The following is a 25586-nucleotide window of genomic DNA, read 5'->3' on the forward strand; positions in this document are numbered from 1 at the left end:
ACCCCCCCCCCGCCCCACCCACCCCCCCCCCCCCCCCCCCCCCCGCCGCGCCGCCCGCCGCCCCGCCCGCCCCCCCCCCCGCCGCTGCTTGTGTACTCATTCCGGGACCGGCCGCGCCGCTTCATGCGCGATCACGTTCAGGACCGGCCGCGCCGTTTCACTCGCGCTCACTCTTTCGGGCGACACTTCGGCCGCCGGGGCCGGTTCTTGTCGGACCTGGGCGGGACGATGGCGCCACAGTCTCTTCCCCTCTAGTGGTGGGTGGGGGCTAGTGGACGGTAAAAAGCCGCACCGCACCGCACCGCCTCGATTGCGTTGGCGCGGTGCGGTGCGGGCGGCATCGTCTGTCTCGGAGCTCACCGCATGGTCGGCACCGGCTGGACTACCGCATCGTCTTCAGGCTCGCGCGGATGCGGCGGAGGTCGCGGCGGCGCTTCTCGAACGTGGCCCCGGCGCTGATGAGGATCGCGCCGCCGATGGCCGGCGGGATCCAGACGGGGATGTGGTCCCAGAGGAGCGCCAGTTCGTTGATCGTCAAGATCGCCAAGGCGATCGAGCCGAGCACCAGCGGCGCCTGCCAGCGCCGCGCGAGGCCGGTGATGATCACCGCGATCGCGGCGGCGCCCACGCCCACACGGCGCAGCTCGTTGTCGTCCTCGACCGCCAGCAGCAGGCTCGGGGCGATGCCGATGAGGATCGGCAGCGCGAGCGTCGCCCACGACCCGGCCTCCGGCTGCCGCTCGATCCGCCACAGTCCGATGAGGAACACCACGGCCGCGGGCGGCGCGGTGTAGAACTCCAGAGTGCCGACCTCGAGCGCCGCGAGCATCGACCACCAGGCGAGCGAGCCGACGCACAGCGACGCGATCACATAGCCCCACTTGCGGACCGGAGCCATGATCGCCGCCCCGGCGAGCGCGAGCGCGTAGATCCCGAACTGCGCGGCCGGCATGAGCGCGTTGCCGTCGTCGTACGTCCAGTCGAAGAACTCGACGAGTGCGCTGATCACCGTCGTGGCGCCCGCGAGGACGTGCGCGAGGATCGCGGCGAGCACCCGGTCGGGGCGGCTGCGGCGCGGGGCGCCCACGGCGACGACGAGCATCGTCGCGGCGGTCACGGTGAGCCACAGCGGAATCCAGCCCTGGCCCGGGTAGAGCGTCTCGCTCTCGTAGGCGGCCGCTCCGGCGAGCGGCGCCCACACGGCGAGCGCGACCCAGCCCGAGCAGCGGCCGGTGAGCGTCCCCGAGAACAGCGCCGCCGCGAGGCCGATCGCGCCGCAGACCATGAGCGCGATCGTGGGCAACGCGTCGTACCGCATCGGATCCTGGTCCCACAGGAGTACCGCCGAGGACTCGACCGCGAACGTGACGGCGAGCGCCGCCCCGTCGAGCCGGAACGCGCGCGGCAGCAGCACGGAGGCGATCGCGAACGCCACCAGCACGATCGGCACTTCGACGCTGAAGAGGTCCCAGCCGAAGCCGAACAGGTACCCGACGCCGCCGAGGGCGACGAGCGAGGTCATGACGGCCGTGCCGGCGCCGACGAAGTAGGACGCGGTGCGGAACGCGCTGCCGAGCGGGTCGGTGAGGACCGGGGCGAGCAGGCGCGCGGCGAGGAACGCGACGAAGTACGCGGTGAGGTCGGGGGCGTCGAACGCGACGGCGGCGAACACGGCCACCCCGCACAGCCCGGCGATGACGGCCGAGCTGAAACCCCATGCGTCCCTGCGGCTCCGGCCTGCCACGAAGGGAACGAACGTGGCGGCGAGCAGCGTCAGCGAGGGCACGACGAGCTCGGGCGAACCGGATCGGACCGCGAGGACCCACGCGCACAGCACGAGCGATCCTGCGGCGGAACCGGCGATGAGCATGGTGTTCAGCGTGACGCCGAGGCGCTGGGCGAAGCGGACGCCGACGAGGTTGGCGGCGGCGAGAACCGCCACGGCCGCGGCGATCGACGGGACCACCGGGTCGGCGACGCCGAAGGCCGCGCGCAGCCCCGCCGAGCAGGCGGCCACGACGGCGGCGCAGGTGAGGAAGCGTCCGGCCCACAGGTCGGAGGTCGCGAAGTGGCCGGGCAGTCTGGCGGTGACCCAGGCGGCCGCGCCGAGGGCGGCGGCGATGGCGAGCATGAGCACCACGGCGGTGCCGATGCTCGCGGCGGCGGCGTACGCGGCGCCGATGAGCGCGAGCGGCAGCATGACCCAGCCGGTCGCGCTGAGCCGCGCGAACGCCCGGTACACGGCGAGCACGATGAGGACCCCGGCGGTCCAGGCGCCCACGGCCCCGGGCCCGAACTCGGCGCCCGGCGGCCGGTACAGGTAGTACCCGGCGAGCGTGGTGCACCAGAGGGCGAGCGCGGCGAGCGCCGCGAAGGTCTCGGCGGTGGCCCAGAGGCGGAACCGCTTGAGCGTGAACGGGATCGCGAGCAGCAGGAGCGTGACGCCGCCGAGGACGGCGGCCCGGCCGCCGTTGCCCATGTTGCGCCAGGCGACGGCGGTGAAGATGATGAGTGCGGCGGCGACGAGCGCGCCGCCGAGGCTGAGGAGCACGGTCTGGACGGTCTTGGTGCCGACCTCGCCGCGCTCGCGCGGCAGCCCGAAAGCGCCGCCGGGCGGCGTGTGCGGCTGCTGCTGGTACGGGTAGGGCGGCACGCCGGGCGGCTGCACGTTGGGCGCCATGCCGGGCGACGGCATGGCGGGCGCCGGCATCGTCCCGCCGGGCGGGGTGGCGGGCGCGGTCGGCGCGGGGACCCCTTCGGCCGGGGTCAGCGGCGCGGGCGAGGCCTGCTGGGCGGCGCGGGCGTGGCCTTCGGCCTCGGCGAGGTAGCGGGCGGCCACCTGCGTGAGTCCATTGAGCACCTCGATCCGCTCGGCCTCGACGGCCGCGCGGCTCTGCAGCGTGGTGGGCATCGCGGCCAGCACGGCGTCGACCTCGCCGAGCCGTGCGAGCAGCGGTTCGGGACCGCGACCGCACGCCGGACACCGCTCGGCCGTGGAAGGGCTGCCGCAGCGGGGGCAGTTGTACGTGTTCATGTGCACAGTGTGCTGATCCTGTCAACCTGTGATTCGGGCAAAACGGACGCGTTTTGTAGACCTCCCACAACGGGCATTGCTTGAGGGCCCCGCTTCCCTCCGCATTCTTTCAGGATTCCTCTAAACGGTTCGCCCTGCCGTCTGGTTGAATCCTCGATGCCCCACTCCTCAACGACTCTCGAAGGGCGGCAACATGAAGATCGCAGTACTCGGGACCGGCGCCGTCGGCCGCGCGCTGGCCGGCCGCTTCGCCGAACTCGGCCATGAGGTCGCGGTCGGCACGCGCGACCCGGCCGCGACGCTCGCCCGCGGCGGCGACTACGCCGCTTGGGCGGCCGAACGGCCCCAGATCGCCATCGCGTCGTTCGCCGACGCGGCCGCGGACGCGGACCTGGTCGTGAACGCCACCTCCGGCACGCACTCGCTCGCCGCGCTCGATGCCGCGGGCGCGGCGAACCTCGCGGGGAAGGTCCTCCTCGATGTCGCCAACGAGATGACCCCGGCGGACGGCCTGCCGCTGGTGGGCGCGAACGAGACCGACTCGCTCGGCGAGCGGATCCAGCGCGCGTTCCCCGAAACGCGCGTCGTCAAGACCCTCAACACGATGAACTGCGACGTGATGGCCGATCCGGCGCTCGTCGCCGGGGCCGACCACACGGTGTTCGTCTCCGGCGAGGACGCCGAGGCCAAGCGGGTCGCGACCGAGCTGCTGGAGCAGATGGGTCACACGGACGTGCTCGACCTCGGCGGCATCGAGTCCGCGCGGGGCGTGGAGACCGCCCTCGCGTTCTGGCTGCGGGTGCGGCTCGCGGTGGGCCACAACCGCTTCAACTTCAAGATCGCCCGCTAGCAGCACGACGGCGGGCCCCGCGTCACTCGACGCGGGGCCCGTTTTTCCCTTTACCGCATCGCCTTGAGCGAGCGGCCGATCCTGGCGAGGTCGCGGCGGCGCTGCTCGAGCGTCGCCCCGGCGGCGATGAGGACCGCGCCGCCGACCGCCAGCGGCGCCCACTTCGGCACCAGGCTCCACACGAGCGCGATCTCGTTGACCGCCAAGGCGGTGAGCACGATCGCGGCGATGACGAGCGGAGCCTGCCAGCGCCGGTTGGCCGCGAGCAGCAGCACCGCGAGGGCGGCCGCGCCGACGGCGAGGCGCCGCCACGGTTCGCCGTCCGGGCCGAGTGCGAGCGCCAGCGAGGGCCCGAAGCCGAGCGCGAGGGCCGGGGCGAGCGCGGCCCACGAGCCGGTCTCGGGGTTGCGGCGCAGCAGCCAGAGGCCGACGCCGAAGAGCAGCGCGGCGGGCGGGCCGGTGTAGTACTCGACCGTGTCCGCGCCGCTGTAGGCGGTGAGCAGGAGCTGCGCGGCGACGGCGGCCCCGCAGGAGCCGAGGACGTGCCCGACGCGGTACGCCCGGTTCGCGAGGGCGGCGACGGAGAGCGCGGCCGCGTAGGCGAGGAACGCCAAGGGCGCGTACAGGTTCACGCCCTCGAAGAGGCTCGGGGTGGTGAGCCACGCCAGGTGGATCCCGATGGCGGCGTGCGCGCTGACCCGCGCGGCGAGGCGCGCGTTCGCGGCGGCCGGGGGCTTGACGTGGACGGCGGCGAGGAGCGCGGCGGCGCCGACCGCGGCGACCATGAACGCGGCCTCGGCGTCGACGCTGTTCGAGGACCGCTCGTAGGTCGCGGCGAGCGTGGCGGCCGCGATCCACAGGTGCGCGGCGGGCCAGGCGGCGACGCGGCGGATCGGTCCGGGCGAGGTGAAGGCGATGAACAGGACCGCGACGGCGGCGACCGCGAAGGACGCGGCGGGCGCCCAGGGCCGGTCGAGGAGTCCGCCCGCGCCGAGCGCGGCGACCGCGGTGAGGACGGCGAGGTAGTCGCGCCGCCAGCCCTTGCGGACCAGCGTCACCCCGAGGGCGCACGCGGCCGCGACCGCGGGGATCTCCCAATCGAGCGCGTCGATCGGGTCGGCGCCGAACGCGACCGGGAACGCCGTGAGGCTCAAGGCCGTGCACCAGGCGAGGACGACCGTGCCGACGGCGGCGGCCGAGCGCCGCAGCGCCGTGGACAGCGGCGCGGGGAAGATCAGTGCGGCCGCGAGGGCGAGCGCGGTCGCCCCGGCGTAGGCGGTGAGCCCGGAGGCGTCGGTGGTGACGGCGCCGAGCGTGGCGACGGCGGTGACGAGGGTGGCGGCGGTCGCCGTGGGGGCGATCCAGGCGACGTCCTCGTTCTGGTCGGTCCACGAGGCGAACACGATGATCGCGGCGATCGCGAGGGCGAACGCGGGCACGGCGAGGAGCGGTTCGCCGGCCCGGAGCGCCAGGATCCAGGCGGTGACGGTGAGCGCGGCGGCGCTCAGGCCGAGCACGAGGACGGCCGGGCGGGCCGCGCCGGTGCCGTGGGCGTGCGCGTGGGCGAGCAGTACGGCGGCGGCGAGGAGGGTCGCGACGGCGGCCACGGCGGGCAGCAGCGCCGCGTCGAGTCCGAAGGCCGCGCGGAGCCCGGCGAGGAACACGGTGGTGACGCCGGCGGCGAGGAGCACGCGGGCCGACCACTGGTCGGAGGCGGCGTGGCGGGTCGGGGCGGCCTTCACGGTCCAGGCCGCACCGGCGAGCACCGCGCCGATGAGGCCCATGTGCAGGGCGGCTTCGACGGCGTCGCCGAACGCGGCGAAGGCCGCGCCGGTCGCGGCCAGCGGCAGCAGCGCCCAGGCGGGGGCGCTGACCCGGGCGGCGATGCGGTAGAGCGCGGCGGCGACCAGCACGGCCGCGGTCCAGCGGGCGACCGCGACGGCGGTGAGCCCGGTGCCGCTCGGCAGGTACAGGTAGTACCCGGCGAGGGCCGAGCACCACAGCGCGAGCGTCGCCGTGGCGGCGAGGGTCTCGGCCGTCGCCCACAGGCGGAACCGGGTGAGCGCCGGCGGCACGGCGAGCAGCAGGCCGGTGGCCCCGGCGAGGATGGTGAGGCGGCCGCCGTCGCCGAGCTGGCGCCAGGCGACGGCGGTGAAGACGATGATCCCGGCCGTCAGGAGCAGCCCGCCGAGGCACAGCAGGACGATCTGGACGGTCTTGGCGGTGAGCTCGGCGCGCCGTTCCGCGCGGGCGGCGGGCGGGGGCTGAACAGGGGGAGGACCGGGGTAGGGCAGCGGGCGGTCGGCTTCGGGCCGAGGGGTGTCGGTTGCGTTCATACGGACAGTGTCGAAGCCCTGTCAAACCGTGAATGGGACGAATCGGACACGATTTGTGGGGCCTGCACAAGAACGCGCGGTCGCCTTCCGGTCACGGCCCCGATATTTCGTGGATTCCTCTAAACGATTCCTGGGAGGGAAAAGAGGAACGGGACCCCGCTCGCAGCAGCGGGGCCCCGTTCCATCGGGAGGAGGGAAAAGTCCTGCTCGTCCTTAGCTCGCCGCCTCGTAGGCGTCGATGATGTTCCAGGCCAGGTCTTCCCACTGGGCGTAGGCGTCCGGGAAGGCGGAGACCTGCACGGTCTGGGCGGCCTCGGCGATCGACATGCCCTCCCAGCCGTCGACGTCCTTGAGGGTGCCGTAGAACTTGCTCGCGGAGGTCCCGACGTCCATCAGCTCTTCGACGGAGCCCCAGCCCATGGACGGGCGCTGCTGGAAGATGCCGACCGAGTCGTGGTCGGTGTAGGTGACGTCCGAGTCGGTGTAGTCGTAGCTCTCCGGGACGGCGTCGGAGGCGGCGTTGTACATCTGCGCCTCCTGCATCGCGGTGGCGAGGGCGACGGCCCAGCCCTGCTCGTCGAAGCCCAGCTCCTTGCCGGTCTCGATGATGGTGACCGCGTTGGCCTCCTGCTCGTCGTCCAGGTCGTCCACGTCGATGTCGACGGGCCCGGTCGGCTCCTTCTCGGGAGTCGGAGCGGCTGCGGGAGCGGGAGCCGGGGCGGGAGCCTCGGTGGTGGGGGCCGGTGCCGGTGCCGGGGCCGGCGCCGGGGCGGCGGTGGTCGCCGGAGCCTCGGTGGTGGCGGGAGCCTCGGTCGTCTCTGCGGGCGCCTCGGCGGCGACCTCGGTGACGGGCTCCTCGGTGTTGCTGATGGCCCACGCGGCGGTGGCGCCGGTGCCGGTGAAGACGGCGGCTGCGATGCCGACGACGGCGAGACGGCGGACGCGGTGGTGCTCGCCCTCGCTGTTGGAGAAGAATTTGCTCGACCGCTGAGAGATCTCGGCGGCGGCGCTCCGGACCGAGCCGGTCACGCCTTCGATGATCTTGCGAATTTGCACTCGGCAACCGTAGGGGCGACAAAAGCCAGGTCAAAGCCGGTTGGATCAGCGTTTTCCAAAGGCGCCGCGGGGTAACTGGCGAGTAAGTTGCGGTCAAGGCAAATGCCCGGTACCTGCCCTATCGTGGTATGTGTACGAGCACATCCGGGGTGCCCCGGCACCCCCTCCGGACACGGTACGAGCCCCGACTCGGCCGAACGGCTGAGTCGGGGCTCGTCGCAAAGATAATGTGACCGGGCACACCTAAGCGTTTGCCAGGAACGGGGATCCGGACACGGCGGTCGAGATCCCCTCCCTGTCCAGGTACGGCGTGAGCCCGCCCAGCCAGAACGGGAAGCCCGCCCCCATGATCATCGCCAGGTCGATCTGCTTCGCCGACGGCACCACGCCCTCGTCGAGCATGAACCTGACCTCCTCGGCCAGGCCCTTGAGCACCCGCTCCTTGACCTCCTCGGCCGACGACGCCTCGCCGCCCAGCTCGATCAGGCCCTTCGCCTCCTCGGTCAGCCGCCCCTTGCCCTTCGCCGCAGCGTCGAACACCGGGAAGCCCGCCTCGGCCATGCGCCGCAGGTTCTGCGACGCCGGGAACCGCGGCCCCAGGTCCTCGTTCAGGTGCTGGCACAGGTGCCAGGCCACCTGCAGGCCCACGAGCTCCAGCAGCGCGAACGGCCGCATCGGCAGCCCCAGCTCGTCGAGCGCCACATCGGCGACCTCGATCGGGGTGCCCGCGTCCACCGCGCCCGTGACCTCCGCGAGCATCCGCCCGAGCAGCCGGTTCACGATGAACGCCGGCCGGTCGGCCGAGCCCACCGCGGTCTTCTTCAGCTTCTTCGCCACCGCGTACGCCGTCGCCAGCGTCGCGTCGTCGGTCTTGTCGGTCGCGATGACCTCCACCAGCGGCATCACCGCCACCGGGTTGAAGAAGTGCATCCCGACCAGGCGCTCGGGGTGCGCGAGCTTCGCGCCCATCGCCGTCACCGAGAGCCCCGAGGTGTTCGTGACCAGCAGGCACTCCTCCGAGACGATCGGCTCGATCTCGGCGAACACCGCCTGCTTGACGCCCAGCTCCTCGAAGACCGCCTCGATCACCAGGTCGCAGTCGGCGTACACGGACTTGTCCGCGCTGGCCGACACGAGCGCGCGGAGCTTCGCGGCCTTGAGCCGCGACGTGCGGCCCTTGGCCTCGAGCTTGTCGATCTCGGCCCGCACGTACGCCAGGCCTTTCTGGGCCCGCTCCTCGTCCAGGTCCGTCATCACGACGGGCACCTCCAGGCGGCGCGCGAACATGAGCGCGATCTGCCCGGCCATGAGCCCGGCCCCGACCACGCCGACCTTGCCGATCTCCTTGGCCAGCCCCGGGCTCGGCGCGCCCTCGGGGCGCTTGCCCAGGGCCCGGACCAGGTTGAACGCGTAGATGCTGGACTGGAACTGCGGCCCGGCCTCCAGGTCCGCCAGCGCCTCGTCCTCGGCGAGCGAGCCCTCCTCGAACGTGGCGGTCTGCGCGAGCTCGAGCAGGTCGAGCGCCCGCACGGCCGCGGCGGAGGCGTTGTGGACCTTCTCGTCCACGAGCTGCCGCGCCCCGGCGATGACCGCGGGCCACACGGACCGGTCGACCTCGGGGCGCTCCACGGCGGTCTCGCCGGTGGCGACCTTGACGGCCCACTCGAGCGATTCCTCCAGGAAGTCCGCGCCCTCGAACTCGGCGTCGGCGATGCCCATCGGCACGAGGTCCGTGCCGCGCAGCATCTTGTTCTGGTTCAACGGGTTCCCGACGATGACCTGCGCGGCCTTCTCGACCCCGATGAGGTTCGGCAGGATCTGCGAGCCGCCCCAGCCGGGGATGAGCCCGATCGAGACCTCGGGCAGGCCCAGGCCGTTCGCGCTGGTGCTCACGGTGCGGTAGTGGCAGTGCAGCGCGAGTTCGAAGCCGCCGCCGAGGGCCACGCCGTTGACGAACGCGAACGTGGGGACCGTGGAGTCCTTGAGTCGCTTGTAGAGCGCGTGCCCGGCCTGCGCGAGGGCGAGGCCCTGCTCGCGGGATTCGAGGCTCGGCATGAGCTTGATGTCCGCCCCGGCCAGGAAGATGAACGGCTTCCCGGTCACGGCGATCAGCTTGAGGTCCTCTTGGGACTCGACCTCGTCCAGTGCGCGCCAGAGGTTCTTGAGCCCGCCGGGCCCGAAGGAGCTGGGCTTGGTGTGGTCGTAGCCGTTGTCGAGGGTGATGAGCGCGGCCTTGCCGCCGAGCCCGCGCGGTTCCAGGTACCGCACGTGGGCCTCGGTGACGACCTCTTCCTCGAAATCGGGAAGGTCGAGCGGTGTCGCATACGGAGTCGCGGACATTACTTGGCCCCCTTGAAGTTCGGGTTCTCCCAGATGACCGTGCCGCCCTGGCCGAGGCCGACGCACATGGTGGTGATGCCGTAGCGCACCTCGGGGTGCACGGCGAACTCGCGGGCGAGCTGCGTCATGAGGCGCACGCCGGAGGAGGCCAGCGGGTGGCCCACGGCGATCGCGCCGCCCCACGGGTTGACGCGCGGGTCGTCGTCGGCGATCTTGAAGTGGTCCAGGAACGCGAGCACCTGGACGGCGAAGGCCTCGTTGATCTCGAACAGGCCGATGTCCTCGATGGACAGTCCGGCGCGGGCGAGGGCCTTCTCGGTGGCGGGGATCGGGCCCGAGCCCATGGTCTCGGGGTCCACGCCGGCGAAGGCGTAGCCCACCATCTTCATGGCGACGGGCAGCCCCAGCTCGGCGGCGGTCTCGGCGTCGGCCAGGAGGCACGCGGTGGCGCCGTCGGTGAGCGGCGCGGCGGTGCCGGCGGTGACGCGGCCGTGCGGGCGGAACGGCGTCCGCAGGTTCGCGAGGCCTTCCAGGGTGGTCCCGGGGCGCGGCAGCTCGTCGGCCGTGGCGACGGTCCAGCCGTCGTCGGTCGAGCGCGCGGCCATCGTGGTGACGTCCGCGCTCAGCCGCTCGACGGCGGCGGCGTAGCGCTGCTGCGTGCCCACGGCGTAGGCGTCGGCCCGCGCCTTGGTGATGTGCGGGTAGAGGTCGTGCAGGTTCTCGGCCGTGTTGCCCATGTTGAGCGCCTCGGGGTCGACCAGCTTCTCGGCGATGATGCGCGGGTTGGGGTCCACGCCCTCGCCCATCGGGTGGTTCGACATCGACTCGACGCCGCCGGCGATGGCGATGTCGTACTGGCGGGCGGCGATCGCGGACGACACGCTGGTCACCGCCGTCATCGCGCCCGCGCACATGCGGTCGATCGAGTAGCCGGGGACGGACTTCGGCAGCCCGGCCAGGAGAGCGGCCGTGCGGCCGAGCGTGAGGCCCTGGTCGCCGATCTGCGTGGTGGCCGCGAGGGCCACTTCGTCGACCCGCTCAGGCGGCAGCCCCGGGTTGCGGCGCAGCAGCGACCTGATGCAGCGGATGATCATGTCGTCGGCGCGGGTCTCTTCGAAGAGTTTCCCCGCCTTGCCGAACGGGGTCCGTACCCCGTCGACGAAGACGACATCGCGGATGGTGTCGTTCACGCCAGCCCCTCCTTTGGGTATGCAGCGTCGTTGAGAGTGCAACGTCACAACGAATGTTACCCGCAAGTAAGTTCGAAGTCACGGCCCGCCCCGGGCGAGCCTCCCGATGCTTTCACGAACGCGCGTCCCGGCACGTCATAACGAGGGTGCGCCTGGCGGCCGAACCCGTCGGAGTCCCGCCGCTGCGACTGCCGAAGGATCAGGCTTCGAGGGCCTTCGCGAGGCCGTCGGCCAGGAGGCCGATCTGCCATTCGCGGGCGCCGGCCTCGGCGAGGACCGTGCGGACGTGCTGCTCGCCGACCTTCTTCGGAGGCTCCCAGGCGAGGCCGCGCACCAGCGCGGGCGCGATGAGGTTCTCGGGCGGGAGGTTGTGCCGCTCGGCGGTCTCGGTGACGACCTCGCGGGCGGCGGCGAGGCGTTCGGCGGCGACCGGGTCGCGGTCGGCCCAGCGGTGCGTCGCGGGCGGGCCGTCCTGGGGCGGGGTGGTCGACGGCAGCTCGTCGTTCGGCACGGTCCGCGCGTCTGCGAGGGCCGCCAGCCACAGCCGCGCGTTGGTGCGGCCGCCGCGCCGCCGGAACCCCGGCAGGCTCATCAGCTCCGCGAAGTCGGTCGGGTCGGCGGTCGCCGCCTCCACGATCGCCGCGTCCGGCAGGACCTTCCCGGGCGCGCGGTCGAGCTTGCGCGCCAGGTTGTCCCGGGCCTCCCACACCGCGCGCACGCGGCCGAGGGCCCGCGCGCCGCGCACCTTGTGGATGCCGCTGGTGCGCCGCCACGGCTCCTTGCGGGGCTTCGGCGGGCCGGCGAGGCGCACGTGCTCGAACTCGGCCTCGGCCCATTCGGTCTTGCCCTGCTTGGCGAGCTCGGCAGCGAGCTTCCCGCGCAGCTCGGTGAGGAGTTCCACGTCGAGCGCGGCGTACACGAGCCAGTCGTGGGGGAGCGGGCGCGAGGACCAGTCGGCCGCCGAATGCTGCTTCTCGAGGCGGAAGCCGAGCAGCTGCTCGGTGATCGAGGCCAGCCCGACCTTCTCGAAGTTGCACAGCCGCGCCGCGAGCTCGGTGTCGAACAGGCGCGTGGGCCGCAGCTCGAGCTCTTCCAGGCACGGGAGGTCCTGGCTGGCGGCGTGCAGGATCCACTCGGGGCCGGTGAGGGCGCGGCGCAGCGGCGAGAGGTCCTCGATCGGGATGGGGTCGACGAGGACGGAGCCGGCGCCGGCGCGGCGGAGCTGGATGAGGTAGGCGCGACCCGAGTAGCGGAAACCGGAGGCGCGCTCGGTGTCGATGGCGATGGGACCGGACCCCGCCTCGAGACGTGCGGCGGCCTCGGCCAGTTCGGCGGAGGTCTGGATGAGCGGCGGCATGCCTTCGCGCGGCTCGGTGAGGAGTTCGGCTTCGGGCTCGGGCTGGGGATCGGTCACCTGTTCACCGTACGGCCAGGTAACCTGCGCGCGCTACTGCCCCGCCGCGCTGGAGACCGATTTCCACCCGATAGTGGCTCAATCACCCTATTTGACCTCCATGATGGACGGCCAGGTGAGGGGTCGTCCGCCACAGTCGCAGCGGGAGTGCGGGGCACATCGCAGCCGCGGGGGCGCGCGGTGCGACCGCACGGACGCGGGCCACACCGCACTCGCCGCTGCGGGCGGTCGTGCGATCGGCGTGAAAGGATTGGACCGTGTCCAACGAAGCAGCGGTTTCCACAGCGTCCCCGTTCCTCGCGGCCTGCCGCGGTGAGACCCCGAGCCGGACCCCCGTCTGGTTCATGCGCCAGGCCGGGCGCTCGCTGCCCGAGTACAAGGAGGCCCGCAAGGGCACCACGATGCTCGAGGCCTGCAGCACCCCCGAGCTGGTCGCCGAGATCACGATGCAGCCGGTGCGCCGCTACGGCGTGGACGCCGCGATCTTCTTCTCGGACATCGTCGTACCGCTCGCCGCCATCGGCGTCGACGTCAAGATCGTCCCCGGCGTCGGCCCCGTCGTCGCCGAGCCCTTCCGCACCGAGGCCGACGTCAAGCGCCTGCGGAACCTCGACCCGTGCGACGTCCCCTACATCACCGAGGCCATCGGGCTGCTCGTCAAGGAGCTCGGCGACACGCCGCTCATCGGCTTCGCCGGCGCCCCCTTCACCCTCGCGTCCTACCTCGTCGAGGGCGGCCCCAGCCGGGACCACGCCAAGACCAAGGCGCTCATGAAGTCCCAGCCCGAGGTCTGGCACGGCATCGCCTCCCGCCTCGCCGCGATCTGCGGCGAGTTCCTCCGCGTCCAGGTCGAGGCCGGCGCGCAGGCCGTGCAGCTCTTCGACTCCTGGGCCGGCGCGCTCTCCGAGGCCGACTACCGCAGGTTCGCCCTGCCGCACTCCACCGCCGCGCTCGCGGGCGTCGCGAACTCCGTGCCGCGCATCCACTTCGGCGTCGGCACCGGGCACCTGCTCGAGGCGATGACCGAGACCGGCGCCGAAGTCAGCGGCGTCGACTTCCGCATCCCCTTGGACCAGGCCGCGAAGCGCCTGCCGGACAAGGTCCTCCAGGGCAACCTCGACCCGGCCCTGATCCTCGCCGACGACGACGCGCTCATCGCCGAGACCGACGCGGTGCTCGAAGCCGCCGAGGCCGCCAAGGGCCACGTCTTCAACCTCGGCCACGGCGTCCTGCCCGAGTCCGACCCGGCCAAGCTCAAGCTCGTCGTCGACCATGTTCATGAGCGGACCAGCCGCGAGGCCACCGCCCGATGAGCCCGATGACCCCCGCCCGCGTCACCGGCACCCCCGGCCGCACGCGGGTCCTCATCGTCGGCGGCGGCATCACCGGCCTCGCCGCCGCGCACCGCCTGCGCGAACACCTCGGCCCCGACGCCGAGATCATCGTCGCCGAGCAGGCCATGCGCCTCGGCGGCAAGATCCACACCGTCGACTTCGCCGGCCGCCCCGTCGAGACCGGCGCCGAATCGCTCCTGGCCGCCCGGCCCGAGGCGATCGACCTCGCCGAGGCCGTGGGCCTCGGCGACGCCATCGTGTATCCCTCCGCGGCCAAGCCCGCCCTGAGCCTCGGCGGCGAACTCCTCGACTTCCCCGCCGGGCACATGATGGGCATCCCCGGCGACCCCGCCGACGTCGCGGCCATCGCGAACGCCAAGGAGCGCCCCGACAACGGCCTCCCGATCCTCGAGCCCGGCGCGGACATGTCCGTCGGCGCGCTCGTCCGCTCGCGCCTCGGCGACGAGGTCCTCGACCGGCTCGTCGCCCCGATGCTCGGCGGCGTCTACGCCGGCGACGTCGACCGCCTCTCCGTGCGCGCCGTCATGCCGCAGCTCGCCTCCGCTCTCGAACGCCATGCGCGCCTGACGGACGCGGTCAACGAGATCAAGCGCCCGCCGAGCGACGGGCCCCGCAAGCCCGTGTTCGCGACCGTGGACGGCGGCCTCGAACGCCTCGTCACCGCCACCTCCGCCTCGGCCCGCGCCGAGATCCGCCTCGGCATGACCGTGCGCGAACTCCGCCAGACCCCCTACGGCTGGGAGGTCATCGCCGGGCCCGTGCCCGACCCCATCAAGATCACCGCGGACGCCGTCATCCTCGCCGTCCCCGCCAAGCCCGCCGCCGAGCTCCTGCGCGGCGTCGAACCCCAGGCCGCCGCCGCCCTCTCGGGCGTCGCCTACGCCTCGGTCGCCTTGGCCGCCTTCGCGTTCGACCAGATCGACCTGCCCGAGCGCTCCGGCTTCCTCACCCCCGCCTCCGAAGGCAAGACCGTCAAGGCCGCCACCTTCGCCAGCAAGAAATGGCCGCACCTCGGCCGCCGCTTCCAGATCGTGCGCGTCTCCATGGGCCGCCTCGGCGAAGAGGCCCTGCTCCAGTACGACGACACCACCCTCGCCAAGACCGCCCTCCGCGAACTCGGCGAACACCTCGGGCAGCGCCTGCCCGAACCCGTCGAGCAGCGCATCGACCGCTGGGGCGGCGCCCTCCCGCAGTACTCGCCCGGCCACGGCGCCCGCATCGCCGCCGCCCGCGAGGCCCTCGCCGCGCACCCCAACATCGCCATCGCCGGCGCTGCGGTCGACGGCGTCGGCATCGCGGCGTGCATCGCCTCCGGCCAGCAGGCGGCCGATACGATCGCGGCCTCGGTGGAGCCCGCGCGCCGGGAACAGTAATCGGACTCGAACCAGAAGGGCCGCAACGTGGCTGAACACCAGGGGAACAACCCGAACGCGCAGCGCATCAAGGAGCTCAACGACACCATCCGCTACACGCTGTGGTCGGTGTTCCGCGTCCAGGAGCCCATGCCCTCGATCCGCCAGGACCTCGCCAGCGACATGGAGGCGTTCTTCGCGAAGCACTGCAGCGACGCGGGCGTCACCGTGCGCGGCACCTACGACCTCACCGGCATGCGCGCCGACGCCGACCTCATGGTCTGGTGGCACGCCGAATCCTCGGACCAGCTCCAGAAGGCCTACTCGGACTTCCGCCGCTCCGCCCTCGGCCGCCACCTCGCCCCGGTCTGGTCCAACATGGCCCTGCACCGCCCCGCCGAGTTCAACCGCAGCCACCTCCCCGCGTTCCTCACCGAGGACCCGAAGGGCTACGTCTCCGTCTACCCGTTCGTGCGGTCCTACGACTGGTACCTCCTCCCCGACGAGGAGCGCCGCGACCTGCTGCGCGAGCACGGCCAGATGGCCCGCGACTACCCGGACGTCCGCGCCAACACCGTCCCCGCCTTCTCCCTCGGCGACTACGAGTGGATCCTCGCCTTCGAGGCCGACGAGCTCCACCGCATCGTCGACCTCATGCGCGAACTGCGCGCCTCCCGCGCGAGACTGTATGTGCGCGAAGAGATCCCGTTCTACACCGGCAAGCGCCGCAGCATCACCGACATCATCAACGACCTGCCGTAGGGTCTGGGCATGGACCCGACCAACCAGCACAACCTCGACGGCGTCTACCCGGCGTTCGTGACCATCAACGTCGTCGCGGTCATCGTGGTCGTCGCCGCGCTGGCCTACGCCGTGCTCCTGGTGATGGCCGCGCTCGGCCTCACCTCCTTCTCCGTGTTCGAGCGCTTCCGCAAGAAGCGGCCGGAGGAGGTCGAAGAGGGCGGCATCGATGACCTCTTCTGACCTGCTCTCGGCGCTGGCGCTCATCGCGGTGGCGGTGCTGATGGCCGAGTCGGTGCGGCAGCTCCGCCGCCGCTGGCTGCTCGTCAAGGTCGAGGGCGTCTCGATGGTCCCGGCGCTGCGCGACGGCGAGGAAGTGCTCGCCAAGCGCACGCGCCGGATCAAGACCGGGGATATCGTGGTCGCGGCCGCGCCCGATCCGCAGCTCGGCTGGGCCGAGGCCAAGCGCGCGCCCTCGGCGAGGCTTGCGGGCCGTGAATCGGCGCCGTCGCCCTGGTGGGTGAAACGCGTCGCAGCCGGACCGGGCGAGCCTATGCCCGGCTCCGGCGAGCCCGTCCCGCCCGGCCACTACTTCCTCCTCTCGGACAACCCGGCGGGGGAGGACTCGCGCCGGCACGGGCCGTGCCCTGGGAACCTGATCGTCGGTTCAGTCATCCGCTCGTTCTGACCCGCGCCCACCTGCGGCTGCCTTAGGGAGTCCTAAGTTCCGGGCGATTCTTCCCGGCATTCGGGACGTGGCAGACTTGTTGCATGCCAGCGCTACGTTCACGAACTTCCACACACGGCCGCCAGATGGCGGGCGCTCGCGCGCTCTGGCGCGCAACGGGCATGACCGACTCCGATTTCGGCAAGCCGATCGTGGCCATCGCCAACTCGTACACGCAGTTCGTCCCGGGACACGTGCACCTCAAGAACATGGGCGACATCGTCGCCGAGGCCATCGCCGAGGCCGGGGGCGTGTCCAAGGAGTTCCACACGATCGCCGTCGACGACGGCATCGCCATGGGCCACGGCGGCATGCTCTACTCGCTGCCCAGCCGCGAGATCATCGCCGACTCCGTCGAGTACATGGTCAACGCGCACTGCGCGGACGCGCTCGTCTGCATCTCCAACTGCGACAAGATCACCCCCGGCATGCTCATGGCCGCGCTGCGCCTGAACATCCCGGTCGTGTTCGTCTCCGGCGGCCCGATGGAGGCCGGCAAGACCGTCGACAAGGACGGCATCGTCGTCCAGAAGCTCGACCTCGTCGACCCGATGGTCGCGGCCGCGAACGACGACGTCTCCGACGCGCAGCTGCGCCAGATGGAGCTCGACGCGTGCCCGACCTGCGGTTCCTGTTCGGGCATGTTCACCGCGAACTCCATGAACTGCCTCACCGAGGCCATGGGCCTGTCCCTGCCGGGCAACGGCTCGACCCTCGCCACGCACACGTCCCGCCGGGCCCTGTTCGAGGAGGCCGGGCGCACGGTCATGGACCTGGCCCGCCGCTACTACGAGCAGGACGACGAGTCGGTCCTGCCGCGCAGCATCGCCACCCGCGGCGCGTTCGAGAACGCGATGGCGATGGACGTCGCCATGGGCGGCTCCACGAACACGATCCTGCACCTGCTTGCCGCCGCCCGCGAGGCCGAGCTGGACTTCCAGGTCTCCGACATCGACGCGATCTCGCGCCGCGTCGCGTGCCTGGCGAAGGTCGCCCCGAACTCGCCGAAGTTCCACATGGAGGACTTCCACCGCGCCGGCGGCATCCCCGCGATCATGGGCGAGCTGCGCCGCGGCGGGCTCCTCCACGAGGACGTCGGCTCCGTGCACTCCGCGTCGCTGGCCGAATGGCTGGCCAAGTGGGACATCCGCTCCGAGGCCCCGGCCCGGGAGGCGATCGAGCTCTTCCACGCCGCGCCCGGCAACGTGCGCACCACGCAGGCGTTCTCGACCGCGAACCGCTGGAAGACCCTCGACACGGACGCTGAAGAAGGCTGCATCCGCTCCGTCGAGCACGCCTACACCAAGGACGGCGGCCTGGCCGTGCTGTTCGGCAACCTCGCCGTGGACGGCTGCGTCGTCAAGACCGCGGGCGTGCCCGAGGAGAACTGGACCTTCACCGGTCCGGCGCACGTCTTCGAGTCGCAGGACGACGCGGTGCAGGGCATCCTCGACAAGTCCGTGAAGGAGGGCGAGGTCGTCGTCATCCGCTACGAGGGCCCCAAGGGCGGCCCCGGCATGCAGGAGATGCTCTACCCGACCTCGTTCCTGAAGGGCCGCGGCCTGGGGCGCAAGTGCGCGCTCATCACCGACGGCCGCTTCTCGGGCGGCACCTCCGGCCTCTCGATCGGGCACGTGAGCCCCGAGGCGGCCGGCGAGGGCCTGATCGCCCTGGTCGAGGACGGCGACATCATCGAGATCGACATCCCGGCCCGCAGGCTGGAGCTGCGGGTCGACGACGCCGTGCTCGCCGAACGCCGTGTGGCCCAGGAGAAGCGCGAGCAGCCTTACACGCCGGTGAACCGCGACCGGTACGTCTCCCGCGCCCTGCAGGCGTACGCCGCGATGGCCACTCCGGCCAGCGACGGCGCGGTCCGCAAGGTCAACTAGCGCGACGAAGCGACGGCGGGGTCCTCTCGAGGGCCCCGCCGTTGGCGCGTCCCGGGCACAATGAACAGCGCCCGAACCCCCTCGAACCCCGGAGTGTGCCCGATGGCGCGTGTGAGCCAGTGGAACTGGTCGGACTTCACGCAGGAATGGTCGCAGACCCAGGCGATCAACGACCTCGACGACGAGCTGGCGGCCGAGCGGGCGGCGCGCCGCCGCCAGATGGAGGACGCCCGGAACCGCTTCGAGCAGGACCTCGAGCAGGTCGACTCGAAGCTCGACTCGGTGTCCGGGCGGATCGAGGCGTTGCTCGCCTGGACCGAGCTGCGCTTCCAGCTCATCGAGTTCGACGAGTACCAGGCGCGCAAGGAGATCCGCAATACCGTGCGGGCCCTCGCCGAGGGCCGTGTGCCCCTCCTGCGCGGCTTCGAGGACGTGCCCGGGTACTGGCTGCCCTCCGCCGCGGCCGCGGTCCTGCCGCTGGTCGTGCGCGATCGCGTACCGACGCAGCGGACCGGCCGTCCGTTCGCCGACCTCAAGACCGGCCTCGAGACCGCGCGCGAGCGCGACGCGGTGCGCACCGAGCTGTTCAGCCTCGCGGTCGGCCGCTGCTTCGGCCAGCCCGCGTTCATCGACGCGGCCGCGCTGCGCCTCCTCGCCGAACCCGCCGACCTCGGCGTCGCGGAACCGGGACAGGTCGCCCGGGGCTGGCGCACGCTGTGGGAGCAGGCGGCGCTCGGGGCCTTCGGGCCCGGCCCGAAAGAGCAGATCGCCGCGCTGCTGCGCGAACGCTTCGACCCCGGAGCGCTCGACGAGGAAGCCCTCGCGGCCTGGGACGACGCCGTCGAGCGGTTCGGCGCGAACGACTCGCACCAGCCGACCCGCACGGAAGCCCTGGCGGCCTTGCAAGCCCACTTCGCCGAGGAACCCGGCCCTGCCGCCGCGACCGGCGCACCGATGCTCGCTCCCGCCGTCACTCCGGCGGGTGAAACCCCGGACACCGGTCCTGAGCCAAGCCCCTCCGACCCCGCCCGAGACGACACCGCCTGGCGCCGCTACCTCCAGGAACTCATCGAGGAACCGAGCCCGGCCGAACTCCCGCTCGTGCGGCAGATGGCCGAACTCGACCCGGCTTCCGGCGGGCGTGACGACGACCGGTCCTGGACCGCGCCGGTCGGCACGGTCGCCGACCTCCTCCGCCGCGACCTATTCGACCCCGCCGCCCCGATCCCGTTGCGCCGCCTCGCACTCGGCCTCGCCGCCCCGATCCTCCGCGCGCGCCTCGACCATCTCGAAGCCTCCATCGGCACTACCGAGACCGTCACCGTCACCGTGCGCCGCCGCGGCGAACTCATCCACGTCACCAAGGACGGCCACGACCCCGAGCAGTTCGCCGCCGTCGAACGCCGCGTCGACCAGGCCTTCGCCGCCGCCGCACCCTCCAAGCCCCTCACGATCGCGTTCGCGTCCGTGCTCGGCCTCCTCAGCGTGTCCATGCTGGTCATCGCCCAGTGGTTCGCCGCCGTCCTGTTCGCCCTCGGCGTCGTCATCCCGCTCTGGAGGTACCGCACGGACGCCGCCAAGGCCAGGAAGGGCGACGAGCGCCGGGACGACCAGCTCGCCGAGATCCGCGCCGCGCTCCTGACCGCCCGCAAGGACGCCGAGAGCCGAGAACGCGCCGAGACCGAACGCGGCATCGCCACCCGCCGCGCCCTCGCAGACCTCCGCGAATCCCTTCCCGCCGAACCGGATTCGGGCGCCCTCGACGCGCCAGGCGCCTCCGGCGGCGCCGCGTAAGCCCCGTTCCCGGTCAAGCCGGACGCCGCGTACCCCCCTGCACGGCACCCGCACCCGCACTTGCGGAGGGCCCGATACGGATCGGTGCGAGGATGCGGCATCCTGTTAAGCACGAGGTTTCCTACGATTGGGTCAGTGGATGGCGCCAACCCCCCGCCGCGTGCGGCAGCTGCTGTCGTGGTTCGCGACCGCCGCCGTGTGGTGCTCTGTCCTCACCGCCGCCGTCGTCGTCGGCGTGCACTCGGCCTTCCGCGTCATCGAGCCCGCCTCCGCCGTCGCCCTCGGCAGCATCGGCGCGGCCGGCGCCGGACTCCTCATGTGGCGCGCCGCCGGACGCATCGCACCGGGCCGCCGCGTCACCTACCAGCTCCTCGCCGCCGGCATCCAGACCATCGCCGCCACCCTCGCGGCCGCGTGCTGGCTCCCGGGCGGCTCGGCCACCGTCGTCGCCGGGATCGGCCTCAGCGCCGCCACCGTCATCTGGTCCCTCGCGCTGCTGCGCCTCCCCGACAACGGCTGGGACCCGCAGGCGGTCCAGCGCCGCCTCGTCGACGGCGCGTTCGTCGGCCTCTGCTTCCTCTTCGCCGCCTGGCTCCTCCTCGCCCGGCCGCTCTTCCAGCAGTTCCGCGGGCACCTCGCGGACGGCGACCTCGCCATCGTCATCCCCGCGATGATGGGCATCGTGATGCTCGGCGTCGGCTTCACCACCACCTTCCGCATCCAGCGCTGGCGCCGCCGCCACGCCCTCGCGTACATGGCCGTCTTCGCCGTGCACCTCACCGGCATGGCCACCTTCGCCGCCTGGCAGTGGGACCGCCCGGACGTGCGCATCCTCTGGTGGTCCTTCGCCTGGGTCGCCACCTGCGCCGCCATCCTCGGCGTCACCTACCTGGCCCGCACCCAGAAGCCCGCCCCCGTCGACAAGCCGAACTACCCCGGCGTCCACTACACCGTCATGGGCGGCGCGGCCGGCCTCGCCGCCGCCGCGGTCCTCTACAACGGCGCCAACACCGGCCCCCTCCCGCTCGACGCCGCGCTCCTCGCCCTCGCCGCCGCCGGGACCCTCGCTGCGCGACTCGTCCTCACCTACTTCGACGTCCGCCGCGTCACCGGCGAGGCCGCCGCCCGCCAGCGCAAGCTCTCCGCGATCGTCGGGGTCGCCTCGGACACCGTCCTCGTCCTCGACCCCGACCTCACCGTCACCTGGCACCCCGAGGACTCCGCGTGGCGGCCCGCCACCGACTCCGGGAGCTGCGTCGGCGCGCGCTTCCTCGAACTCGTCCACATGGACGACCGCCGCGCCGCCGAAGAGGACCTCCGCACCCTCCTTGACGGCATCAGCCACACCCGCCAGGTCTCCCTCAACATCCGCGTGCGCGACTCCGCCCGCCGCTGGCGCCACACCGAGACCGTCGTGACGGACCTGCGCGGCAAACCCCAAGTACGGGGCCTGGTGGCCCGCATGGAGGACGTGGGCGCCCGCCGCAGCCTCGAGACCGAGCTCGCCCGCATGGCCTACACGGACCCGCTCACGGGCCTCGCGAACCGCCGCGCGCTCCTCCAGAGCCTCGAGGACGGCGTGAGCGCCGCCGAGCACGAGACCGCGCTCCTCCTGCTCGACCTCGACGGCTTCAAGAACGTCAACGACACGCGCGGCCACGACTTCGGCGACGAACTCCTCGTCGAGGTCTCCCGGCGCATCAAGGAACTCCTGCGCCCCACCGACGTGGGCGCCCGCCTCGGCGGCGACGAGTTCGCGATCCTCCTGCGCGCCAGCTGGTCCGAGGCCGTCGCCACCGCCAAGGCCCTCGTCGCCCGCCTCGGCGAGCCGTACGACTTCCACGACGAGTCGACGGTCTTCACCACCGGCTCGGTCGGCATCGCCACCGCCGCCGAGGGCTTCGGCGACCCCGAGATCCTGCTGCGCAACGCCGACCTCGCCCTCCGCGCCGCGAAGCAGGCCGGCAAGAACCGCCACGCCACCTACGACGCCGACTTCGACCGCAAGGTGCGCCGCAAGAACGAGCTCACCCAAGAGCTGCGCGGCGCCATCCGCCGCGACGAGCTGCGCCTGGTCTTCCAGCCCGTGTTCTCCACCGCCGACCGCTCCATCGTCGGCGCCGAAGCCCTCATGCGCTGGCACCACCCCCGCCTCGGCCACGTGAGCCCCGGCGAGTTCATTCCCGCCGCCACCGAGTCGGGCCTCACCCAGGACCTCGCGGTGTGGACCGTCAACCGCGCCGCCGAGCAGCTCGCCACCTGGGCCGCCGCCGGCATCAAGGCCTGGATCTCGGTCAACGTCTCCGTCAAGGAGCTCCACACCCACCTGTTCGCCACCGAGGTGAACACCGCGCTCATCGCCGCCGGCGTCCCGGCCCGCCGCCTCGTGCTCGAGGTGACCGAGCACGACTTCTCCCACCAGATGAACACCCTCGTCGCCCAGCTCAGCGCCCTGCGCGGCGCGGGCGTGCGGATCGCCTTGGACGACTTCGGATCCGGCTACTCCTCGCTCGGCCAGCTCGAGCGGCTCCCGGTCGACATCATCAAGATCGACCGCGACCTCATCGCCAAGGACGACGGCGGCGTGGGCCCCCTCGCGGCCGTCACGGTCGCGCTCGGCCGCATCCTCGGCATGGAGGTCATCGCCGAAGGCGTCGAGACCGACACCCAGCTCAACGCCATGATCGCCGCCGAAGCGCCGCTCGTGCAGGGCTACCTGCTCGCCAAGCCGATGGAACCGGACGACCTGACGCGCTGGCTCGCGGACGACCCGAAGGCCCAGCGGCCCGCGCTGCCCGCCCAGAGCGCGCCCGCCGCGGTGGTCGAACCCGAGGCCGCCCCGGACGGTGGCGCCGCGTCCGGCGACACGCCGAACGACGTCCCGAAGTCTGAGAAAAGTTGACTCACGGGCCGGAATCAGGCATCCTGGGGAGCGTGCCGAAGCAGAACTACGACCAGAGCATCGCGACCGCGCCCGCCGCGCGGCCGCTCGTCGTAGTACTTATCTAGCGCACCGTCGTTCTCCGACGGTGCGCTCGCCCCGTGCGTCTAGCACGCGGGCGATTTTTTCTGCCCGGGGAACGACGCCACATGTCGAACCAGCCACATCTCCCTATTGGACGAAGGACATGAGCACACCAGTGAAGGCACCGAAGCCAGGGCCGCAGGCTGCCAAAGCTCAGCCGGCGAGGCCGAAGGCCCCCAAGCCGGCTCCTCCGATCGGCGCTTCCGCCGCCCCCGTCCTCACCGGCGCGCAGGCCCTCGTCCGCGCGCTCGAGGAGCTCGAGGTCGAGGCCGTCTTCGGCATCCCGGGCGGCGCGATCCTCCCGGCCTACGACCCCCTCCTGGACTCCCAGCAGGTGCGCCACGTCCTCGTCCGCCACGAGCAGGGCGCCGGTCACGCCGCCCAGGGCTACGCCCTCGCCACCGGCAAGGTCGGCGTGTGCATGGCCACCTCCGGCCCCGGCGCGACCAACCTGGTGACCCCGCTGGCCGACGCGCACATGGACTCCGTCCCGATCGTGGCCATCACCGGCCAGGTCGCGTCCTCCGCCATCGGCACGGACGCGTTCCAAGAGGCCGACATCGTCGGCATCACCATGCCGATCACCAAGCACTCGTACCTGGTGCGCGACGGTGAGGACATCCCGCGCGTGCTCGCCGAGGCCTTCCATGTGGCGGCCAGCGGCCGCCCGGGCCCGGTCCTGGTCGACATCCCCAAGGACATCCTCGCCGGCACCGCGCCGTTCGTGTGGCCGCCCAAGATGGACCTGCCGGGCTACCGTCCCACGACGCAGCCGCACGGCAAGCAGATCCGCGAGGCCGCCGCGCTCATCGCCGAGGCCAAGCGCCCGGTGCTGTACGTGGGCGGCGGCGTCGTCAAGTCCGGCGCGCACGCCGAGCTGCTGGCGCTCGCCGAGCTGACCGGCGCACCCGTCGTGACGACCCTGATGGCGCGCGGCGCCTTCCCCGACTCGCACCCGCAGCACCTGGGCATGCCCGGCATGCACGGCACCGTGCCCGCCGTGCACGCGCTGCAGAAGTCCGACCTGCTGGTGGCCCTGGGCGCCCGCTTCGACGACCGCGTGACCGGCAAGCTCGCCACCTTCGCCCCTGAAGCGAAGGTCGTGCACGTGGACATCGACCCGGCCGAGATCGGCAAGAACCGCGAAGCGGACGTGCCGATCGTGGGCGACTGCAAGGCCGCCATCGCCGCCATGATCGAGGCCTATGAGGACGGCGGCAAGGAGCGCCTGAAGACCTGGTGGGAGACCCTCGACGACCTGCGCGGCCGGTACCCGCTGGGCTACACCGACATCGACGACGGCCTGCCCGCGCCGCAGTACGTGATCGAGCGCCTGGGCCAGCTCGCTCCCGACGACACGATCTGGACCACCGGCGTCGGCCAGCACCAGATGTGGGCCAGCCAGTTCGTCAAGTACGAGAAGCCCGGCACGTTCCTCAACTCGGGCGGCCTGGGCACCATGGGCTTCGCCGTCCCGGCGGCCATGGGCGCCAAGCTCGGGCAGATGGACCGCACCGTGTGGGCCATCGACGGCGACGGCTGCTTCCAGATGACCAACCAGGAGCTGGCGACCTGCGCGGTCGAGGGCATCCCGATCAAGGTCGCGGTCATCAACAACGGCAACCTGGGCATGGTGCGCCAGTGGCAGACCCTGTTCTACGAGCAGCGCTACTCCAACACCAACCTGTCCACGCACCACTCCGAGGGCTCGCCGCGCGTGCCGGACTTCGTGAAGCTCGCCGAGGCCCTGGGCTGCGTCGGCCTGCGCGCCGACACCGTCGCCGAAGTGGACGATGTGATCAAGCAGGCCAACGCGATCGACGACCGCCCCGTGGTGGTGGACTTCACCGTCGGGCCGGACGCCATGGTGTGGCCGATGGTCCCGGCCGGCGTCTCCAACGACGAGATCCTCTACGCACGCGACGTGCGCCCGAACTTCGACGACGAGGGGCAGATCTGATGAGCACCCACACCCTTTCTGTCCTGGTCGAGAACAAGCCGGGCGTCCTCGCCCGGGTGGCCGCGCTGTTCTCCAGGCGCGGCTTCAACATCGACTCCCTCGCCGTCGGCGAGACCGAGCACCCCGGCGTCAGCCGCATCACCATCGTGGTGGACGTCGAGGCGGGCTCGCTGGAGCAGGTCACCAAGCAGCTCAACAAGCTCATCCACGTCCTGAAGATCGTGGAACTGGAAGCGGGCTCCTCCGTGCAGCGCGAACTGCTGCTGGTGAAGGTCCGCGCCGACGCCGCCACCCGCGGCCAGGTGATCGCCGCCGCCGAGCTGTTCAAAGCCCGCTCGGTCGACGTCACACCCGACACGGTCACCTTCGAGGTCACCGGGAACTCCGACAAGATCGAGGCGTTCCTGGAAGTCCTCGAGCCGTTCGGGATCAAGGAGCTCGTCCAGTCGGGGACGGTCGCGCTCGGGCGCGGCGCCAAGTCGATGGCGTCGCTGTCCCGCTACGTCTCTCCGAACAGCTAGTA

17 protein-coding genes are annotated in these 25586 nt (G+C 72.2%); 11 read left to right on the forward strand and 6 right to left on the reverse strand.

What is annotated here, in order from left to right; genetic code table 11:
• Nucleotides 1-382: 382 nt before the first annotated feature.
• Nucleotides 383-3034 (reverse strand): SCO7613 C-terminal domain-containing membrane protein, encoded by a 2652-nt coding sequence (locus tag O2L01_RS08290; RefSeq protein WP_270121440.1) that lies wholly within the window; start codon nt 3032-3034, stop codon nt 383-385.
• 193 nt (nt 3035-3227) lie between these two features.
• Between O2L01_RS08290 and O2L01_RS08295 the strand changes: the two genes are divergently transcribed.
• Entirely contained in the window at nt 3228-3884 is a 657-nt protein-coding gene (locus O2L01_RS08295) for an NADPH-dependent F420 reductase (RefSeq protein WP_270121441.1), read from the forward strand.
• Between the two features lie 50 nt (nt 3885-3934).
• Here O2L01_RS08295 and O2L01_RS08300 read toward each other — a convergent pair whose 3' ends face one another.
• The 5 genes from O2L01_RS08300 to O2L01_RS08320 all read right to left on the reverse strand — a co-directional run bounded on the left by O2L01_RS08300 (nt 3935) and on the right by O2L01_RS08320 (nt 12163).
• Nucleotides 3935-6220 (reverse strand): SCO7613 C-terminal domain-containing membrane protein, encoded by a 2286-nt coding sequence (locus O2L01_RS08300; RefSeq protein WP_270121442.1) that lies wholly within the window; start codon nt 6218-6220, stop codon nt 3935-3937.
• A 213-nt stretch (nt 6221-6433) separates the two neighbouring features.
• Nucleotides 6434-7276, reverse strand: coding sequence for a hypothetical protein (locus O2L01_RS08305; protein ID WP_270121443.1), 843 nt, complete (start codon nt 7274-7276; stop codon nt 6434-6436).
• Between the two features lie 243 nt (nt 7277-7519).
• Entirely contained in the window at nt 7520-9616 is a 2097-nt protein-coding gene (locus tag O2L01_RS08310) for a 3-hydroxyacyl-CoA dehydrogenase NAD-binding domain-containing protein (RefSeq protein WP_270121444.1), read from the reverse strand.
• Nucleotides 9616-10806 carry a thiolase family protein gene (locus O2L01_RS08315; protein WP_270121445.1) on the reverse strand — a complete coding sequence of 397 codons (1191 nt, stop codon included), beginning with the start codon at nt 10804-10806 and terminating at the stop codon, nt 9616-9618. Before O2L01_RS08315 ends, O2L01_RS08310 begins: the two co-directional genes overlap by 1 nt.
• A gap of 199 nt (nt 10807-11005) precedes the next feature.
• Nucleotides 11006-12163 (reverse strand): ribonuclease D, encoded by a 1158-nt coding sequence (locus O2L01_RS08320; protein ID WP_344469141.1) that lies wholly within the window; start codon nt 12161-12163, stop codon nt 11006-11008.
• A 314-nt stretch (nt 12164-12477) separates the two neighbouring features.
• On the opposite strand from O2L01_RS08320, the gene hemE reads away from it, so the two are divergent.
• The 10 genes from hemE (at nt 12478) to ilvN (ending at nt 25584) form a co-directional block, all read left to right on the forward strand.
• On the forward strand, nt 12478-13533 hold the full coding sequence (gene hemE / locus O2L01_RS08325) for a uroporphyrinogen decarboxylase (RefSeq protein WP_270121447.1): 1056 nt from the start codon (nt 12478-12480) through the stop codon (nt 13531-13533).
• Nucleotides 13530-14948 (forward strand): protoporphyrinogen oxidase, encoded by a 1419-nt coding sequence (gene hemG, locus O2L01_RS08330; protein ID WP_270121448.1) that lies wholly within the window; start codon nt 13530-13532, stop codon nt 14946-14948. Before hemE ends, hemG begins: the two co-directional genes overlap by 4 nt.
• 27 nt (nt 14949-14975) lie before the next feature.
• Entirely contained in the window at nt 14976-15689 is a 714-nt protein-coding gene (gene hemQ / locus O2L01_RS08335; RefSeq protein WP_270121449.1) for a hydrogen peroxide-dependent heme synthase, read from the forward strand.
• Between the two features lie 9 nt (nt 15690-15698).
• Nucleotides 15699-15911, forward strand: a complete 213-nt coding sequence (locus tag O2L01_RS08340; RefSeq protein ID WP_270121450.1) for a hypothetical protein — start codon at nt 15699-15701, stop codon at nt 15909-15911.
• A complete protein-coding gene (locus O2L01_RS08345; RefSeq protein ID WP_270121451.1) occupies nt 15898-16356 on the forward strand; it encodes a S24/S26 family peptidase in 459 nt (152 codons plus the stop codon). Before O2L01_RS08340 ends, O2L01_RS08345 begins: the two co-directional genes overlap by 14 nt.
• Before the next feature lie 83 nt (nt 16357-16439).
• Nucleotides 16440-18284, forward strand: coding sequence for a dihydroxy-acid dehydratase (gene ilvD / locus O2L01_RS08350; protein WP_270121452.1), 1845 nt, complete (start codon nt 16440-16442; stop codon nt 18282-18284).
• A 102-nt stretch (nt 18285-18386) separates the two neighbouring features.
• The gene (locus O2L01_RS08355; protein ID WP_270121453.1) at nt 18387-20078 is read left to right on the forward strand and encodes a hypothetical protein; all 1692 of its coding nucleotides are present in this window, start codon (nt 18387-18389) and stop codon (nt 20076-20078) included.
• 139 nt (nt 20079-20217) lie between these two features.
• Entirely contained in the window at nt 20218-22980 is a 2763-nt protein-coding gene (locus O2L01_RS08360) for a putative bifunctional diguanylate cyclase/phosphodiesterase (protein ID WP_270121454.1), read from the forward strand.
• Between the two features lie 226 nt (nt 22981-23206).
• Nucleotides 23207-25063 (forward strand): acetolactate synthase large subunit, encoded by a 1857-nt coding sequence (locus O2L01_RS08365; protein ID WP_270121455.1) that lies wholly within the window; start codon nt 23207-23209, stop codon nt 25061-25063.
• The gene (gene ilvN / locus O2L01_RS08370) at nt 25063-25584 is read left to right on the forward strand and encodes an acetolactate synthase small subunit (RefSeq protein ID WP_205324813.1); all 522 of its coding nucleotides are present in this window, start codon (nt 25063-25065) and stop codon (nt 25582-25584) included. The genes O2L01_RS08365 and ilvN overlap by 1 nt, the downstream gene beginning before the upstream one ends.
• The last annotated feature ends 2 nt before the right edge of the window (nt 25585-25586 follow it).

It is taken from the genome of Glycomyces lechevalierae (assembly GCF_027622945.1).
Classification (GTDB): Bacteria; Actinomycetota; Actinomycetes; order Mycobacteriales; family Micromonosporaceae; genus Glycomyces; species Glycomyces rutgersensis.